Annotated in this window: 15 protein-coding genes and 2 pseudogenes; 14 read left to right on the top strand and 3 right to left on the bottom strand. The window is 60.7% G+C overall.

Translation table 11 applies throughout. The annotated features are described in order from the left end of the window. Positions 1–57 precede the first annotated feature (57 nt). Both NGJ21_RS12415 and folE2 read left to right on the top strand, forming a co-directional pair. On the top strand, positions 58–438 hold the full coding sequence (locus NGJ21_RS12415) for a hypothetical protein (protein WP_039602354.1): 381 nt from the start codon (positions 58–60) through the stop codon (positions 436–438). Positions 439–462: 24 nt separating this feature from the next. Further along, entirely contained in the window at positions 463–1,350 is an 888-nt protein-coding gene (gene folE2, locus NGJ21_RS12410) for a GTP cyclohydrolase FolE2 (RefSeq protein ID WP_251962169.1), read from the top strand. 5 nt (positions 1,351–1,355) lie between these two features. Here folE2 and NGJ21_RS12405 read toward each other — a convergent pair whose 3' ends face one another. Continuing rightward, positions 1,356–1,883, bottom strand: a complete 528-nt coding sequence (locus NGJ21_RS12405; protein ID WP_115273190.1) for a DUF3617 domain-containing protein — start codon at positions 1,881–1,883, stop codon at positions 1,356–1,358. Positions 1,884–2,012: 129 nt separating this feature from the next. On the opposite strand from NGJ21_RS12405, the gene cls reads away from it, so the two are divergent. Next, a complete protein-coding gene (cls, locus tag NGJ21_RS12400) occupies positions 2,013–3,452 on the top strand; it encodes a cardiolipin synthase (protein ID WP_251962168.1) in 1,440 nt (479 codons plus the stop codon). 35 nt (positions 3,453–3,487) lie between these two features. On the opposite strand, the gene cfaB is transcribed toward cls, so the two are convergent. After that, entirely contained in the window at positions 3,488–4,672 is a 1,185-nt protein-coding gene (gene cfaB / locus NGJ21_RS12395; RefSeq protein ID WP_046786767.1) for a C17 cyclopropane fatty acid synthase CfaB, read from the bottom strand. Between the two features lie 201 nt (positions 4,673–4,873). Between cfaB and lpdA the strand changes: the two genes are divergently transcribed. Both lpdA and NGJ21_RS12385 read left to right on the top strand, forming a co-directional pair. Continuing rightward, positions 4,874–6,274 carry a dihydrolipoyl dehydrogenase gene (lpdA, locus tag NGJ21_RS12390; protein ID WP_046786768.1) on the top strand — a complete coding sequence of 467 codons (1,401 nt, stop codon included), beginning with the start codon at positions 4,874–4,876 and terminating at the stop codon, positions 6,272–6,274. A 203-nt stretch (positions 6,275–6,477) separates the two neighbouring features. Further along, positions 6,478–7,386, top strand: a complete 909-nt coding sequence (locus NGJ21_RS12385) for a LysR substrate-binding domain-containing protein (protein WP_115273191.1) — start codon at positions 6,478–6,480, stop codon at positions 7,384–7,386. A 68-nt stretch (positions 7,387–7,454) separates the two neighbouring features. Here the strand turns inward: NGJ21_RS12385 and NGJ21_RS12380 are convergent, their stop codons facing one another. Further along, positions 7,455–9,158 carry a BCCT family transporter gene (locus tag NGJ21_RS12380; protein ID WP_115273192.1) on the bottom strand — a complete coding sequence of 568 codons (1,704 nt, stop codon included), beginning with the start codon at positions 9,156–9,158 and terminating at the stop codon, positions 7,455–7,457. A gap of 397 nt (positions 9,159–9,555) precedes the next feature. Here NGJ21_RS12380 and NGJ21_RS12375 point away from each other — a divergent pair, with 397 nt between their 5' ends. The 9 genes and pseudogenes from NGJ21_RS12375 to NGJ21_RS12340 all read left to right on the top strand — a co-directional run bounded on the left by NGJ21_RS12375 (position 9,556) and on the right by NGJ21_RS12340 (position 17,222). Beyond that, on the top strand, positions 9,556–10,746 hold the full coding sequence (locus NGJ21_RS12375) for an aromatic ring-hydroxylating oxygenase subunit alpha (RefSeq protein WP_115273193.1): 1,191 nt from the start codon (positions 9,556–9,558) through the stop codon (positions 10,744–10,746). Positions 10,747–10,756: 10 nt separating this feature from the next. Beyond that, on the top strand, positions 10,757–12,202 hold the full coding sequence (locus tag NGJ21_RS12370) for an aldehyde dehydrogenase family protein (RefSeq protein ID WP_115273194.1): 1,446 nt from the start codon (positions 10,757–10,759) through the stop codon (positions 12,200–12,202). A 12-nt stretch (positions 12,203–12,214) separates the two neighbouring features. Beyond that, positions 12,215–12,376: pseudogene (locus NGJ21_RS12365) on the top strand (rubredoxin); the annotation flags it as partial. Continuing rightward, complete coding sequence (locus NGJ21_RS12360) at positions 12,365–13,600, top strand: FAD-dependent oxidoreductase (protein ID WP_239539515.1); 1,236 nt, start codon at positions 12,365–12,367, stop codon at positions 13,598–13,600. The pseudogene NGJ21_RS12365 and the gene NGJ21_RS12360, both read left to right, overlap by 12 nt. 9 nt (positions 13,601–13,609) lie before the next feature. Further along, positions 13,610–14,938, top strand: a complete 1,329-nt coding sequence (locus tag NGJ21_RS12355; RefSeq protein ID WP_046786774.1) for an NAD(P)/FAD-dependent oxidoreductase — start codon at positions 13,610–13,612, stop codon at positions 14,936–14,938. Then, positions 14,935–15,306 carry a EutQ-related cupin domain-containing protein gene (locus NGJ21_RS12350; protein WP_046786775.1) on the top strand — a complete coding sequence of 124 codons (372 nt, stop codon included), beginning with the start codon at positions 14,935–14,937 and terminating at the stop codon, positions 15,304–15,306. Before NGJ21_RS12355 ends, NGJ21_RS12350 begins: the two co-directional genes overlap by 4 nt. Positions 15,307–15,334: 28 nt before the next feature. Next, complete coding sequence (locus NGJ21_RS12345; protein ID WP_115273195.1) at positions 15,335–16,492, top strand: MFS transporter; 1,158 nt, start codon at positions 15,335–15,337, stop codon at positions 16,490–16,492. A 170-nt stretch (positions 16,493–16,662) separates the two neighbouring features. After that, positions 16,663–16,858, top strand: a pseudogene (locus tag NGJ21_RS25930) (hypothetical protein). A 7-nt stretch (positions 16,859–16,865) separates the two neighbouring features. Next, complete coding sequence (locus tag NGJ21_RS12340; protein WP_012316898.1) at positions 16,866–17,222, top strand: metalloregulator ArsR/SmtB family transcription factor; 357 nt, start codon at positions 16,866–16,868, stop codon at positions 17,220–17,222. Position 17,223 lies beyond the last annotated feature (1 nt).

Genomic DNA, 17,223 nt, shown 5'->3' with positions numbered 1-17,223 from the left:
AAGTAACAATACAATTTCGCCAAGCCGTACTCGTCGGATGAGTACCCGGAGATGGAAATGAACCTGTCACCTGCCGCCCTGTTGCTGCTGCTCGCTGCGCCTACATCCTTGCTTGCGATGCCTCAGCAAAACACGCTGGCGGTATGTACACGCAGCGCGACGCTGTTGGCCTGCAAGGACGCCAATGGCAGTTACTACAGCGTGCGTACGGAGGGCAGCCACTTCTACCTGCGCGGTTTCGACAGTGCGACGCGCCGCTTATGGGCGCAAACCAACAGCCGCTATGGAGCGCTTACATTCTTCACCGGCCTGGCCAGCGATGGTGAAGCCTGGGTTGGCTACAGCCGCCGAGTTGGCTGGACCTCTCTTAACCGCGTTTCCAGCTCCAACGGCCAACGGTTCAATCTGCATTGCAGCCTGGTCGGTGGCTGCCGCTGACATTTCTTTTATCTGGTATTGCCAATGACTAGCCTGACGCTCCCCGATATCGCCGCACAGACACATCAGCATGCTACGCCACTGGCCTGGGTGGGCATGTGCGGGATCGCCCAGCCCTTGCACTTCGACGGGCGTAGCGTAGCGGCCATGGCCGATGCAGGTGTAAGCCTGGAGGATGGCGCCTCGCGCGGTATTCATATGTCCCGGCTGTACCTGTCACTGGAGCGTCTCGAACGTCAATCGCTGACTCCGTTGGCAATCCGCCAAATACTGGCAGATTTTCTGGCTAGTCATGAGGCCCTATCCCATGCCGCCTACCTGCGTTTGACCTTCGATCATTTGTTGAAAAGGCCGGCCCTTGTCAGCCCATTGGCAGGATGGAAAAGCTACTCGATCACCGTGAATGCCAAGGTTGAAAATGGAATGTTCCACGTGGAACTATCGGTTCGCGTGCCTTATTCGTCGACCTGCCCATGCTCTGCGGCACTTGCACGGCAATTGATTCAGCAACAATTCCAGGCAGACTTTTCCGGGCAGGCAATGAACCGAGAGGCGGTCGTGGAGTGGTTGGGCAGCAGCCAGGGCATCGTTGCTACCCCCCACAGCCAACGGAGCCTGGCTGAGGTTCACGTACGATTGGGCGAAAGCCTGGAAGTACTACCGGTCACGGAGCTGATCGACCAGATTGAGGCAAGCTTGGGCACCGCCGTTCAAACAGCCGTGAAACGCGCAGACGAACAGGCATTCGCCTTGGCCAACGGACAGAACCTGATGTTCTGCGAAGATGCCGCCCGCCGCCTGCATGAAGCGTTGCGACAGATGGAATGGACCACCGCCTTCAAGCTGCGTGTGGTACATGCAGAAAGCCTGCATGCCCACGACGCAGTAGCCGCCAGCCATTGGCAATGGTGAGCTCTTCAGGTACGCGGCTTTACTGTTCCACAGTCATTTCCCAGCCATACCGCACGGGTATTCATACTGCCCCGTTGTTGGACACCCGAAGCATTGAATGTCCCGTTGACCTGGGTAGTGAACTCCTTATCGCTGAGGAAAGTAGCCTGGCCGGTACCCTGAGCTTTTGGGCAACTGAACTGAAACTTCCAGACATTGCCGGTCCGGTCGGTAATCTTTTGCGTGCAGCCTGACTGAGGGTCCTGCAAGGGAATATCGTTTGTTTTCACCTGCTCCGGCGTCAGGCAGGAACGCACGCCATTACCTGCTACCGCGATGCCCTGCTTGGCCAGCGCCCCTTCCATCATAGCCCTCTGCTCGGGCGGCAGGTTCTTCAGTTGGCCAAGCATGAACTGCATGTCCGGCAACGGCTTACCGTCGACCTGCATGTTGCTGGTGGTGAGCTCCCACAGACCAGGCTGCAACATCTGCGCATGCACCAGTGGGCTGGCCAGGCCAAAAGCCAGGGCCAGCATTGGCAGACGAATCTTCATGGACGAACGCTCCTCAAAATAACCGGCTCATGGCCGGGCAAAGGCTTAGACGGCAAATCCGCTTTCAGGTTGCAAGGCGGCCCTGGAAGTGTTCTGTTATCTGCTGTGTATTTGCCAAGCAGGATGCGTATGGATTACCACAGCCCCTACTTCTTCGGCTATGTGCTCGGGCTCGTTCACTTGCTTGGCATCATCGCCGCGCTGCATGCGGTGTTTACCGTGCGTACTGCCCAAGGGGCCATCGCCTGGGCCATGTCGCTGTTCTTCATTCCCTACTTCACCCTCATCCCCTACCTGGTATTCGGTGCCCGCTCCTTCAATGCCTACATCAAGGCTCGGCGCCAGGCCAACCAGGAAATGCACGTGGCCATGGCCAACCTCAACTGGCGGCCATGGGTGGAGGAAGCCCTCACCGCTCGGGAGTCACAGAGCTACGCCGCCCTGCGTGCCATGCCGAAACTTGGGCGATTGCCATGCCTGGCCAATAACCAAGTGAAGCTGTTGATCGATGGCAAGGCCACCTTCGACGCCATCTTCGCTGCTATCGAACAAGCGCGAGAAGTGGTGCTGGTACAGTTCTTCATCATCCACAACGACACCCTCGGCAAAGCACTGCAGCAACTGTTGCTGCGCAAAGCGGCCGATGGCGTGAAGGTGTTCGTGCTGTATGACAGGGTTGGCAGCCATGCCTTGCCCGCCAGCTACAGCCAGAGCCTCAGAGACGCAGGTGTACAGATCCATGCCTTCGCCACCCGCCGCGGCTGGTTCAATCGCTTCCAGGTGAACTTCCGTAACCACCGCAAGATTGTCGTGGTCGATGGGGTCACCGGTTTCATCGGCGGGCACAACGTCGGTGATGAATACCTTGGCGGCAACCCCCAGCTCTCGCCCTGGCGTGATACCCACGTGCAGATCGGCGGCCCGGTGCTGGCTTGCCTGCAGGAGTCTTTCGCCGAAGACTGGTACTGGGCAACGCGTCAGCTACCGCCACTGATCCTGCCGGACACCTATCCTGACAATGGTGTGCTGTGCCAGGCCCTGGCCAGCGGGCCGGCAGATTCCCAGGAAACCTGCTCACTGTTTTTCATCGAAGCCATCCACTCCGCGACTCGCCGCGTATGGATCACCAGCCCCTACTTCATTCCCGACGAGGCCGTGTTCGCCGCACTGCGCCTGGCCGTGCTGCGCGGTGTGGATGTGCGCATCCTGATTCCAGCGCGGCCTGACCATCGGATCGTTTACGCAGCTTCCAGCCTGTTCGCCTTCGAGGCCGTACGGGCGGGGGTACGCATGTTCCGCTATCAGCCAGGTTTCCTTCATCAGAAGGTGGTGTTGGTGGACGACGAGGTCAGTGCTATCGGTAGTGCCAACCTGGACAACCGCTCGTTCCGGCTCAACTTCGAAATTACCCTGCTGACCGTGGATCGGGATTTCGCGGATCAGGTCGAAACGATGTTGACCACTGATTTCGAGAAGGCCAGGGAAATTACGCCTGAGGACAGCAGTAAAACCCACCGCATTCAACAGCTAGGGATGCGTATTGCGCGGTTGATTTCGCCGATACTCTGATAGGTAACCGGGGCCGCTGAAGCGCCCCCGGGGAATCAGCGATACAGGTCTTCACGCGTCCAGGGCAGGTCATGATGCCCGTCGGCGTAGGGCTTGACGGCAAGGATCTGGTGCAGGTTGATCCAGCCCTTCTGGAATGCGTAGGCGCAGCCGGCCAGGTACAGACGCCAGATGCGCAGGGTCTTTTCCGGCACCAGCGCGGCAGCCTTGTGCAACTGGTTCTCCAGGTTTTCGCTCCAGTGGTGCAAGGTCTTGGCGTAATGCAGGCGCAGGCTCTCGACGTCGACGACCTCCAGCCCGGCCGCACAGATACTTGCACTGATCATCGACAAGTGCGGCAGCTCACCGTTGGGGAATACGTAACGGTCAATGAACTCACCCGCCCCTCGCCCCACCGGACGGCCATCGACATGCTTGGCGGTGATGCCATGGTTCATCACCAGGCCGCCCTCTCGCACAGCGCCAAACAACTTCTGGCTATACAGCGCCAGGTTGGCATGCCCGACATGCTCGAACATGCCAACGCTGACCACCTTGTCGAAGCGGCCATCCTGAGGAAGGTCGCGATAATCGAGGATCTGCAGGTCGACCCTGTCGGCCAGGCCTTCTGCCTTGACCCGTTGCCGCGCCAGCTTGAGCTGCTCTTTGCTCAAGGTAATGCCGAACACTTTCGCCCCGTACTCACGTGCGGCAAAGCGTGACAGCCCACCCCAACCGCAGCCGACGTCCAATAGGTAGTCATCGGTTTGCAGGCGCAGCTTGCGGCACAAGTGGTCAAACTTGTCCTGCTGTGCCTGATCGAGGGTGTTGTCCTGCTCACGGAAGTAGGCGCAGGAATACGCCATGTCCTGATCGAGCCAGAGTTGATAGAACGCGTTGGAGACGTCGTAGTGATAGGAGATGGACTTGGCGTCTGTGCGCTTGTCGTGAGCCACACGCTGTGGCGGTGCATCATCTTCCCCCGTCAGCAAGGCTTCGCTCAGCTCATCGCACACCCGAATGGCTTCACCGATATCGCCCTCCAGCTCCAGCTTGCCTTCCACGAACGCGGCGCCCAGCTGGTCCATGGTTGGATGGGTCAGCTGAGCGATCAACTGAGGCTCCTTGACGAGGATGGTGACCTGCGGACTGGGCCCCAGATCGAACTGGTTACCGTCCCACAATTTCAGACGAAGTGGCAGATGCAGGCTCTGCAGCGCCGGCGGAAGTTGCGCAAGCATGAACGACCCTCCTTCTGGGCTCGATACATGAAATTTCGAACACCACCGAAACAGGGTAGTTCATTCGTGCGAAGTTTCCGCTGAACGATACCAAGGTCTAGAACCAACTGATCTTATGAATACCTCAGATTGTATACAACTTAGCGCTCTCAGCTTAACCTTGTGTCCATCTCGCGCTTCTTCATCTGGAGTAGAAAACCCATGAAATCCTATGACGTGGTGATCATCGGCGGTGGCCCCGGCGGCTACAACGCGGCGATTCGTGCCGGGCAACTGGGCCTGAGTGTCGCCTGTGTGGAAGGCCGCTCGACCCTTGGCGGTACCTGCCTGAATGTCGGCTGCATGCCGTCCAAGGCATTGCTGCATGCCTCGGAGTTGTATGAGGCTGCCAGCGGTGACGAGTTTGCCCACCTCGGCATCGAAGTGAAGCCAACCCTGAACCTCGCCCAGATGATGAAACAGAAGGACGAGAGCGTGACTGGCCTGACCAAGGGCATCGAGTACCTGTTTCGCAAGAACAAGGTCGACTGGATCAAAGGCTGGGGCCGCCTCGATGGCGTCGGCAAGGTCATTGTCAAAGCCGAGGACGGCAGCGAGACGCCGTTGCAGGCCAAGGACATCGTCATCGCTACCGGCTCCGAGCCCACTCCCCTGCCAGGCGTGACTATCGATAACCAGCGCATCATCGATTCCACGGGCGCCTTGGCCCTCCCCGAGGTGCCCAAGCACCTGATCGTGATCGGCGCTGGCGTCATTGGCCTGGAGCTGGGTTCGGTGTGGCGTCGCCTGGGCAGCCAGGTCACCGTCATTGAATACCTCGACCGCATCTGCCCCGGCACAGATGAGGAAACCGCAAAGACCCTGCAAAAGGCCCTGGCCAAGCAAGGCATGGCCTTCAAGCTCGGCAGCAAGGTGACCCAGGCGACGGCCTCGCCCGACGGGGTCAGCCTGACGCTGGAACCGGCCGCCGGCGGCGCTGCAGAAACACTGCAAGCCGACTACGTACTGGTTGCCATCGGCCGTCGTCCTTATACCCAAGGCCTGAACCTGGAAAGCGTCGGGCTGCAGACCGATAAACGCGGCATGCTCACCAACGAGCATCATCGCACCTCGGTGCCAGGTGTCTGGGTCATTGGCGACGTCACCTCCGGCCCGATGCTGGCGCACAAGGCCGAAGACGAAGCGGTCGCCTGCATCGAGCGCATCGCCGGCAAACCCCACGAGGTCAATTACAACCTGATCCCCGGCGTGATCTATACCCGCCCCGAGCTGGCCAGCGTCGGCAAGACCGAAGAGCAACTCAAGGCAGAGGGCCGCGCCTACAAAGTGGGCAAGTTCCCCTTCACCGCCAACAGCCGCGCGAAGATCAACCATGAGACCGAAGGCTTCGCCAAGGTCCTCGCCGATGCCAACACCGATGAGGTACTGGGCGTGCATCTGGTCGGCCCGAGCGTCAGCGAGATGATCGGCGAGTTCTGCGTGGCGATGGAATTCTCGGCCTCGGCTGAAGACATCGCCCTCACCTGCCACCCGCACCCGACCCGCTCCGAGGCCTTGCGCCAGGCGGCGATGAATGTGGATGGGATGGCGATGCAGATCTGAGGTTCGAAACCCCGGAACGACGCCCCTCTCACTGAGGGTTGTTACAGTGAGTTCGAAGAACTGAAGCTGTTGCGGCAGGCCCCAAATCATGGGGCCTGTGGTCTGGTCCAGTCTTCAAAATATTTCTCCCGACTGCCCCCTGGAGACTGAACGGATCATTAATATAGAGCGGCTGATAATAATAATGAGTGGAACCCCAAGCCGTGAAAATCCAGCCTCTTCCGCCGCTCAACAGCCTGCATGCGTTTGAGTCTGCAGCCCGCCATTTGAGCTTTACCCTTGCTGCCAAAGAACTGAACGTCACCCAGGGTGCCATCAGCCGTCAGGTTCGCCTGTTGGAAGACTACCTGGGCAAGGCACTGTTCACCCGTACCACCCGCACCATGACCCTCACCCATACCGGCACGCAGTACTACGAAACGGTGCGCGAGTGCATGTTGCACCTGGCCCGTACCACGGGCGAGATTCGCCAGTGGCATGGCAACCAGCAAGTGACGGTGGCCACCAGTACCGCCATGGCCTCACTCTGGTTACTGCCCAAGGTGTCGGAGTTCCAGAGTGCCCATGAAGACATCGATCTGCGGATCATCGCCCACGATCATGTGAAGGATTACGCCAGGCTCGAGAGCGACCTCGCGCTGTACTACTGCAACCCACCGCCCAAGGACATGACTGTCACGCCGCTGTTCTCGGAAAAGATCTTTCTGGTATGCAGCCCGGCCTATCTGGCCAGGCATCCGCAACTGAGCAGCATCGAAGGCTTGTCGACGTGCACCTGGCTGTGGCTTGAAGACTCCCAGCGCGACTGGGTAGGTTGGCCGGAGTGGTTCAAGCGCCTGGGGTATCAGCCGATGACGCCCAAGCACCGCGTGAACATCAACAGCTACAGCATGTTGATCCAGTCGGCGATCAGTGGCCAGGGCGTGGCTCTGGCCTGGGGCAACCTGGTGGACGATGCGTTGAGCAGTGGCGCGCTGGTCATGCCCAATGATGTGGTGCTGCAGACCGATGCCAAGTTCTGCCTGCTGGAGTCGACCAACGAGCGGGGCCCCCGTGAAAGCGTGCGGCTGTTCCGGGACTGGTTGATGGCCCAGCCATCCGTGCAGAAATAGGCTGCCAGAAAAGCCCAAGACCGACAGCGGATGACTGCCGGTCTTGGGTATTGCATACCGGGTTGGGCTCAGCTGGCTTTCTTCGCCGTCAGCCCTCCATCAAGGCCCCCGCCCGTCAGTGTGCCCGTCACCGGGGTGATGCCCTGAGGGATGATCTGCGGGATTGGCATGCGCCCGCCCGGCGGTGTATCGAGCACGCCATCAGCCATTTCCTGGCGCAAGCTGCGCATCAGGGTGTAACTGATAAGCAGGATGAACCCCGCAATGGGCAAGCCCGCTGCGATGCTTGCCATCTGGATCGCCTTGAGCCCTCCCGCCATCAGCAGGGCCGTAGCAATGGCACCCTCCAGAATGCACCAGAGCAGGCGGATACTCTGCGGCGGGTTGGCACTGCCCATGGAGTTCAACGTACACAGCACCTGGGTGCCGGAGTCAGCCGAAGTGATGAAGTACGTCGCAAGCAGGATACAGACCAGCACGCTCAGCACCTTGCCCAACGTACCTGCTTCGATCTTGTGCAGCAGGGTGAACATGGCGGCGGTGGTTTCCTGCTTGGTCGCCAGCAACACCGTGCCACCTTCGAACTTGGCCTTGTCGCCCTGCAGTTCGCCGCTGGCTACCTGCTGCTCGTGGTGCTGGCGGTCGACCTGTTCGGTCTTGAGGGCTGCGCCCCCGAACACCGACATCCAGACAATGGTCACCAAGGTTGGCACCAACAGCGCGCCGGCAATCAGTTCACGAATGGTGCGGCCCTTGGAGATGCGGGCGATGAACAGACCTACAAACGGCCCCCAGGTCATCCACCACGGCCAGTAGAAGGCCGTCCACCAGTTCTGCCAGCCACTGTCCTTCTGGGCATCGCTCCAGAAGCTCAAGCCGACGATGTGTTGGGCATAGTCGCCGGTGCTTTCAAGCATCAGGTTGAGAATGTAGCGCGTCGGCCCAAGCAGCAGGATCAACACCACCAGTATCACCGACAGCAGCATGTTCCATTCCGACAGGCGCTTCATGCCACGCGAAACACCGGCCATCACCGATACGGTGGTCACCAGGGTAATGAGCACGATCAAGGTGACTTGCACCCCCAGGCTGATGGGCAGGTCGAACACCTGGCTCAAGCCGGTGTTCATCTGCACCACACCCAGCCCCAACGACTGGGAGACACCGAATGCAGTGATCACCACTGCAAGGATATCGACCACGTGACCGATAGGCCCATAGATGCGCTCACCGATCAGTGGGTAGAGGATCGAGCGCATGCTCAGCGGCAAGCCCTTACGATAGGCAAAGTACGCAAGACCAAGGCCCACGATGGTAAAGATTGCCCACGGATGCAGGCCCCAGTGGAACAAGGTGATGCGCATGGCGGTGGTCGCCGCTTCGTCGGTCAGGCCCGTGGCAAAGGGGTTGCCCGCGTAATGCCACATGGGCTCTGCAACCGACCAGAAGATCAGGCCGATGCCCATGCCACCACTGAACAACATGGCGATCCAGGAGCCGAAGCTGAACTCAGGCTTGTCGTCGTCACGCCCTAACTTGATGTGCCCGAACTGGCTGCACATGAGATAAAACAGTAACCCCAACACACCAGTGACCGAGATCAGGTAGAACCATTTGAAGTTCTGCAAGATAAAGTCGGAGGCACGTTGAAAGGCAGCAGCCGCGTGTTCTGCGAACAGGGCGCAAAACAGCACGAAAAGTACAACGGCCAGCAACGACCATATCGTCACGGTGGGATTGAGGCCTTTGAGCAGGCCAGATTCGGCACGCATGGGTTATCCCCTATTGTTTTTGTTCAAGGGTTTTTTGTCACGGCTGGATAGCGCCGCTGCCACAGGCAGGTGCCAGATCCCTGGCGGCGGTCCTCCCGTAGGCCCAAGGCACGGCACGCTCCCTTGGGCCCTGACAAAATGGGAGAATCACCCACACTTCGACAAACTATTTCTTGTCATCAATTGATTACAAAAAATCATAAACGTAGGCAATCCAGAAGATGACCGTTCATCAACTATTCCTTTGCGAAGACCCTAACCTGCGCGCAAATCATTAATGATTAAAACTGATAAATAACGCTGAAATAAATCGTTTGTCGAGCCCTCCTTCTCTTGCTGAAACTGGCGCCAGGCATCAAGGCACTGCCTGCCGTGCATCTGACAAGAGAAAACAAAAATGACCGTATCGACTGATTCCCGCCTTATTCCCGTCCACGCCCTGGAAACCGTTCTGGCACCGATCCATGAAGCCCATGGCCTGACCAATGAGTTCTACACCGACCAGCGCTATTTCGAGCTTGAGCGCGATGAAGTGTTGGGGCGCAACTGGGCCTGTATCGGTTTTGCCAGCGACCTGCCGACCACCAGCTACGTCAAGCCTGTGGACTTCATGGGCCTGCCGCTGTTGATGATGCGCAACCGCGAAGGCCTGGTGCAGGTGTTCCATAACGTCTGCAGCCACCGCGGCGTGAAACTGGTGCAGCAGGCGGGTGAAGTGCAGGGCGTGATCCGCTGCCCCTACCACTCCTGGACCTACGACCTCAATGGCGGCCTCAAAGGCACACCGCACGTCGGCGGGATCAATCAGCACAAGGACGAGCGTTTCGCCTGCGAAAAGCATGGCCTGAAGGCACTGCGCACCACGATCTGGATGGACATGGTGTTCATCAACCTGTCCGGCGATGCACCGGCCCTTGAAGAGCAACTCAAGCCACTGACCGAGCGCTGGACCCAGTTCCTGGGCAGCGACGGCATGAACCTGCTGCGCCGTGAAGCGAACAGCGGCGCCATGAGCATCGAGGTCAACTGCAACTGGAAGCTCGCGGTCGAGAACTACTGCGAGGCCTACCACTTGCCGTGGGTACACCCGAGCCTGAACAGCTACTCGCGCCTGGAAGACCACTACAACATCATGTTCGAGGAGTTCGCCGGCCAGGGCAGCCACGCCTACAACCTCTCGGCCGTTGCCGGCACCCATTTGCCGATTTTCCCATCCTGGCCACAGGAGCGCCTGCGCACCGCCGAGTACGTGGCGTTCTTCCCCAACGTGCTGCTCGGCATCCAGGCCGACCACGCCTTCGCCATGATGCTGGAGCCCGTGGCCCCAGGCAAAACCATCGAACACCTGCGCCTGTTCTATGTCGGCGATCAGGCCCTGGACAGCCACTACGACGCCTCGCGCAAAGCCGTGATGGAGTCCTGGCGCGTGGTGTTCGCCGAAGATATCGCTTCGGTCGAAGGCATGCAGAAGGGCCGCCTCTCCCCTGGCTATAGCGGTGGCGCATTCTCGCCGGAAATGGACCTGCCGACCCACTACTTCCACAAGTGGGCTGCCCGCCAATTGCTCGACTGCGCGCAGCGCGCCTGAGGTGATCACCATGCATTCGATAGCCCCGCACTGGCTGAACTTCATCGACGGCCAGTGGACCGACAGTGAGCAGCACCTGACCATCCACAACCCCGGCACCAGCGCACCTGTGGCGACCGTCGCCCAGGCCAGCGTGGCCGACGCCGAACGCGCCCTGCAGGCCGCCCGACGCTGTGTCGACAGCAATGTGTTGAGCCGCGTGCGGCCGGCGCAGCGTGTGACCTGGCTGCTTGAGATTGCGGCGCAGATTCGTGCAATCACCGATGAAGGCGCCTGGGTGCTGTGCCAGGAAAACGGCAAGAGCCTGCGTGATGCGCGTGACGAATTCGTCGAGGCTGCGCGCTACTTCGAGTATTACGCCGGCATGGCCGACAAGATCGAAGGCAAGTCGATTCCGCTGGGCGACGGCTACATGGACTTCACCGTCTACGACCCGATGGGCGTGTCGCTGCAAATCGTGCCGTGGAATTTCCCGGTGTCGATCTGCGCGCGCTCCCTGGCCCCGGCCCTGGCGGCGGGCAACGCTGTGGTGATCAAGTCGCCGGAGCTGTCGCCGCTCGGCCTGTGCGTGCTGATGCAGGCCATCGAGCGTGCTGGCCTGCCACAGGGTGCGGTCAACCTGATCTGCGGCCGGGGCCGTGAAGTGGGGGCCTATTTGGCCGGCCATCGCGACGTCGACCAGATCGTCTTCACCGGCTCTGTTGCTACCGGCCAGAGCATTTTGCGTTCCGCCGCCGACCACGCGACCCCCAGCGTCATGGAGCTGGGCGGCAAGTCGGCTGCCCTGGTGTTCCCCGATGCCGATCGCGAGCAAGTGATCAACAGCGTGAAAAGCGGCATTTTCTTCAACGCAGGCCAAGTATGTTCGGCCATGTCACGCCTGTTGGTGCATCGCTCGGTCTACGACGATGTCGTCGCTGATGTCGTGGCAATGGCAGAGGGGTTGAGCGTCGGCCTGGGCCAGGACAACCCGGACCACACACCGGTGATCTCTGCAGGCCAGCTCGAGGGTATCGAAGCCCTGTGCCAGCGGGCCCAACAGCAAGGCGCCGTCGTCGCAACCGGCGGCGAGGCCATCTCTGGCCTGCGTGGGCACTACATGGCGCCGACGGTACTGCGCGATGTAACCCCGGACATGGAGATCGCCCAGGCCGAAGTGTTCGGCCCGGTGTTGGCAGTGATGCCCTTCGACAGCGAAGAGCAGGCCATCGCCATTGCCAACGGCACCGTCTTCGGGCTGGTGGCAGGCGTGTTCACCCAGGACCTCAACCGCGCTCTGCGCTGCGCACGGCGCCTGTGCGCCGGCCAGGTGTTCGTCAACGAGTGGTATGCCGGCGGCATCGAAACCCCGTTTGGCGGGGTCGGGCTCTCGGGCTTCGGACGCGAAAAAGGCCAGGAGGCGCTCTACAGCTACGTCAGGACCAAAAACCTGGCCGTACGTATCAAGGGCGAGTGAGGAGGTAACGCGATGAAAACCTGGCTCTGCATCATCTGTGGCCTGATCTACGACGAAGCCAAAGGCTGGCCCGACGACGGCATCGCCCCCGGCACCCGCTGGGAAGATGTGCCCGAGGACTGGCTGTGCCCTGAGTGCAAGGTCGGCAAGGCCGACTTTGAAATGATCGAACTGAGCACTCCGATTGCTGCTGTGGCGGCGGCGCCGGTCATCCAGGCACCACCTGTTGCCATCGCCCGCCCGGCGCAACCGGTGGTCATCATCGGTAGCGGCCATGCCGGCTATGGCCTGGCACAAGCCCTGCGCAAGGCCGACCCGCAGCTGGAGATTCGCGTACTGACCCAAGAGTCGGGGCATATCTACTCCAAACCTGCCTTGTCGATCGCCCTGGCCCAAGGGCGCACTGCTGCAACCCTGGCAACTGAAAGCCCGCTGGCGATCGAGCAGCGATTGGGCATTCGTATCTATGCCGGATGCAAGGTCGAGCGTATTGATACCCAGGCGCGACGGCTGCATACCAGCCTAGGCGAAATGGACTACGGCCAACTGGTACTGGCCAGCGGTGCTTCTGCGGTGCGGTTGCCTATCGAGGGGTGCGCCGAGGCGCTGCTCAGCGTCAACAACCTGCACGATTACCAGGCGTTCCGCCAACGTCTCAAAGATGTAAAGAGCGTGGCAATTCTGGGTGACGGGTTGATTGGCTGCGAGTTCGCCAACGATATGGCGAGCAATGGCTACAAGGTGCGGGTGATCGGCCTGGGCGCCTGGCCCATGGAGCGCCTGCTGCCCGAGGCGGCAGGCCAGCACTTGCAGCAGGCGCTTTCGGGCCTTGGCGTGCAATGGAATCTGCGCACCACCTTGCAGCGCATCGAGCGCAACAGCGACGGCTACCAACTGACTCTGGCCGACGGTCAAGTGGTCGAGGCAGACCTGGTGCTCAGCGCAGTGGGCTTGCGCCCCAACCTTGAACTGGCGCTAGAGGCCGGCCTGGACTGCGGCCGGGGGATCAAGGTCGATGCACAACTGCAGACCTCGCACCCGGGCATATACGCCTTGGGTGACTGCGTCGAGATCAATGGCCAGTTGCTGCCCTACCTGGCGCCGATCAACGAGGGTATTCGTGCCCTGGCCAAGACGTTGCTGGGTCAACCGACCGCTGCCCACTACCCACTGGCGCCTGTGACCGTGAAAACCCCGGTTGCCCCACTGTGCCTGCTGACGCCACCCGGTGACTGTCAGGGGCAATGGCGTTGCGATCCGACCAGCGATGGATTGAGCGCGGCGTTCCACGACCACGCCGGTGCCCTGCGCGGGTTCGTGCTGCTCGGGCGCCAGGCGCAACTGCAACGTAATACCTGGCTGCAAAGCTGCCAGGACACCCAGCAACATGTGGCCTGAGGCCGAACCATGAACAGTATTGTCAATCTGCCTCACGACGACCGCAGCTGCGGTTGGTACGCCGCGCTGCCTGAGCCGGCACCGAGCAAGCGCCTGAGCGGCGAACAGAATGCCGACCATGTAGTGATCGGTGCAGGCTTCGCCGGGCTTGCGGCCGCACGGCGGCTGGCCGAGCACCTGCCACAGGCGCGCATTATCCTGGTGGATGCCCAGCGCATCGCCTATGGCGCCTCGGGTCGCAACTCGGGCTTTGTCATCGACCTGCCGCACAAGTTCGCTCTGGAGCATCCCGACCCGCAACACAAGCAGCGCCTGCTGGGGCTGAACCGGGCCGCCATCGACCAACTGCAGACCTTGATCGACCGTCATGGCATCGAGTGCCAGTGGTCTCATGCGGGCAAGTACCAGGGCGCGGTGGGCGAGCGTGGCCAGGGCTACCTGGACCATTTCGAAAAACTCATGGCCGACCTGGGTGAGCCCTATCGCGTGGTGGAGCGTGACGAACTGGCCGGCGTACTCGGTAGCCGCTACTACAGCCGTGCTATCTATACCCCGGGTTGTTACTTGATGCAGCCTGCCGCCCTGGTCCGTGGCCTGGGTGGTGCGCTGCCGGCCAACGTCGAAGTGCTTGAAGAGTCGCCCATCCGCTCACTCGAGAAAGACCCCAGCGGCAAATGGCTGCTGCGCGGCGACAACGGACTGATCCGTACCCCGCAGGTATTGCTGGGCACCAGCATTTTCACCCAGGAGTTCGGTTACCTGCGCAACCGCCTGCTGCCGGTGATGACCTTCGCCAGTTGGACACGGCCGCTGAGCGATGCCGAGATGGCAGCAATCGGCGCCCAGGCCGACTGGGGGCTTACCCCTGCCGACCACGCCGGTACCACGGTGCGCATGACCCAGGACCGACGCCTGATCATTCGCAATACCTACAAGCACGTTCCTCGCTACGGCCGTAGCATCACCGATACCGCCCGCAACAAGATTCGCGATGATCATCGCAAGGCGTTCGAGGCGCGCTATCCACAACTCAAACAGGTGCCGTTCACGCATACCTGGGGCGGTGCCTATGCGATCTCGCGCAACTTCACCAATTACTTCGGTCAACTCGATGACGGCGTCTACGCAACCGCCTGCGACAACGGCGTTGGTGCCGCCTGGGGCACCATTTCCGGCACGCTGCTGGCCGACATGGCAGTGGGCGCGGACTCGCGGCAATTGAGCGACATCCGCGCCGTGACCGGGATGCCCTCACGCAACCCGCCTGAGCCGTTCCTGGGCCTGGGCGTGCGCACTCGGATTCGCTGGGCAGCGTTCAACAGCAGGCGCGAAGTATGAGCCGCGTGCCGAGCGGCAAAGGCCCGGTGCGCCTGGTCGATCATCGCGACCTGGATTTTGCCCAGCGTGGCGGCCCGCCGGGTGACGCGTGGGTCGCACGCGCCATCAGCAACGAAGTGTCGCCCAACCTGGGCGTAGGCTTTGCCCGCTGGGCAGGTGCCGAAGTGGCCTGGACGGTGCTCTACGACGAAGTGATTTTCGTCATCGAGGGCTGCTTTGAGCTCCAGGCCAACGGTGAGCTGTATCGGGTATCGCCCGGCCAGGTGCTGTGGATTCCCGAAGGCACGCAACTGGTTTATGCAGGCCACGCACTGTTCGGCTATGTGGTGTACCCGGGCGACTGGAAGCAGCGTCACGGCCTTGCCTGACTACCGACCCTCTCCCTGGGGAAGCCAATTGTTCGCACTAAGTAAAAGGTTCGGCACGATTTATGTCGCTGCCTTGTTGATGCAACTGGGCTCCAGCCTGCTGATGACCTACCTGGCCCTGCGCCTGGATGCAGCCGGAGTGGCACAGTTGTGGGGCGGCGCGCTGATGGCCGCAAACGCGTTGGGGATGGTGTTCGGAGCCCGCTCCGGCTACTGGCTGATTGGCCTGGCCGGCCATGCGCGGGCCTTTGTGGTGAGCGCCGGGGTGATAGTGACCGCGGTGCTTACGCACCAGCTCAGTGATGGCTTGCCGCTGTGGCTTGCCCTGCGGTTTATCGTGGGGGCAGCGATGATGTGCCAGTTGATGGTCATCGAGAGCTGGCTCAACGACTGTGCTCCGGTTAACCGGCGAGGCGGCGCCATGTCGCTGTACATGGTGGCCAGCTATGTCGGCATGATGCTTGGCCAGCTGATGCTCAGCCTTGGAGATGGGTTGCACACACTGGCGCTGACAGGCGTGGCCATTGCCTTTGCCATTGGCTTGATCCCAGTGGCCCTGCACAGCGGCGCCCAGCCGAGCGGTATCAGCCAGGCTCGGATCAAACCGATGCTGTACCTGCGCCGGCTTCCTCAATCGTTGTTCACCATCCTTGCTTCGGGATTGCTGAACGGCTGCCTGTATGGGCTGACCCCAATCTTCGCCGCGCAACTGGGCTTTACCCCGGCGCAGGTTGGGCAGTTCATGGCCATCAGCATTGCCGCCGGGCTGCTGGCGCAGCTGCCGCTGGGCAAACTGTCGGATCATTTTTCGCGCATCACGCTGATCCGGGCTACGGCCTTATTGCTGTGCATCGCTTACCTGCCGCTGGCTCTGGGCCTGGCATCAGGACAGCTGTGGATAATTTTGGCGGGCGCCACCATCGGTTTCTTGCAGTTCTGCCTGTATCCACTGGGTGTGGCGCATGCCAACCACAATCTGGAGCCTGAGCTGCGTGTAGCGGTGGCTGGGGTATTGCTGATGACGTTTGGCATTGGCGCCACCATCGGGCCCTTGATTGCCAGTGCGATGATGGAGCAATCCGGGCCGCAGGCGCTTTATATCTTCAGCATTGGCGTGGCGGCGATGGTGACGTGTTTTATAAGAGAGAAGCGCAGCGTGGGTGGGTCACTGGCAGGGGCAGCATAGCCTTAGGTGTGCATGTTGCGTTTTCCGCTGGGCGAACAACTGCAGGCTGTCGCAGTAGCTATGCCAGTTCCCGCCTGGGGGTGTCTGCTCATCCAGGATGAGTACACCCATCATCGAAGGGTTGCGATATATTCGGAAAAGCGTATATTCGAAAAAACATATAGGCGCGGATTGGCAAGATCCGCGTCCTGTTTGTTTGTACCGCAAACGCAGCTCGCTCGCCAAGCTTTGCTCCGGCACACGAACCCTGTGCATTTCGACGCTTTCAGCGCAGCGACCAGTGACAAACACGATGCCTTCCGACACACCCTTCACGAGATCCATGAGCGCATCAAGCTGCTCGTCCTTGTGAATACCAAACACTGAGTAACCCATGACTGACTCGCTGACCCCTACCAAGGTCTTCAAATGCCTCGCCGACGAAAACCGCATTCGGATGATGCTGCTGATCGCTCGCGAGGAAGAACTCTGCGTCTGTGAACTGACCTGCGCGCTGGAAGAAAGCCAGCCAAAGGTTTCCCGCCACTTGGCGCAGCTTCGCACCTGTGACCTGCTGGAAGACCGCCGCCAGGGCCAGTGGGTTTATTACCGGCTGCATCCATCGCTTCCCGCCTGGGTACGTGAGGTCCTGGCGACGACGCTGGAAGCCAACCGCGAATGGCTGAGTACCAGCACCAAACGTCTGGACTCCATGGGTGACCGCCCACAACGCGTCGCCTCGTGCTGCTGAT

The sequence above is a fragment of the Pseudomonas sp. Marseille-Q5299 genome, from assembly GCF_943737035.1.
GTDB classification, from domain to species: Bacteria; Pseudomonadota; Gammaproteobacteria; order Pseudomonadales; family Pseudomonadaceae; genus Aquipseudomonas; species Aquipseudomonas putida_E.
This window is presented reverse-complemented; position numbering and strand designations above follow the sequence as displayed.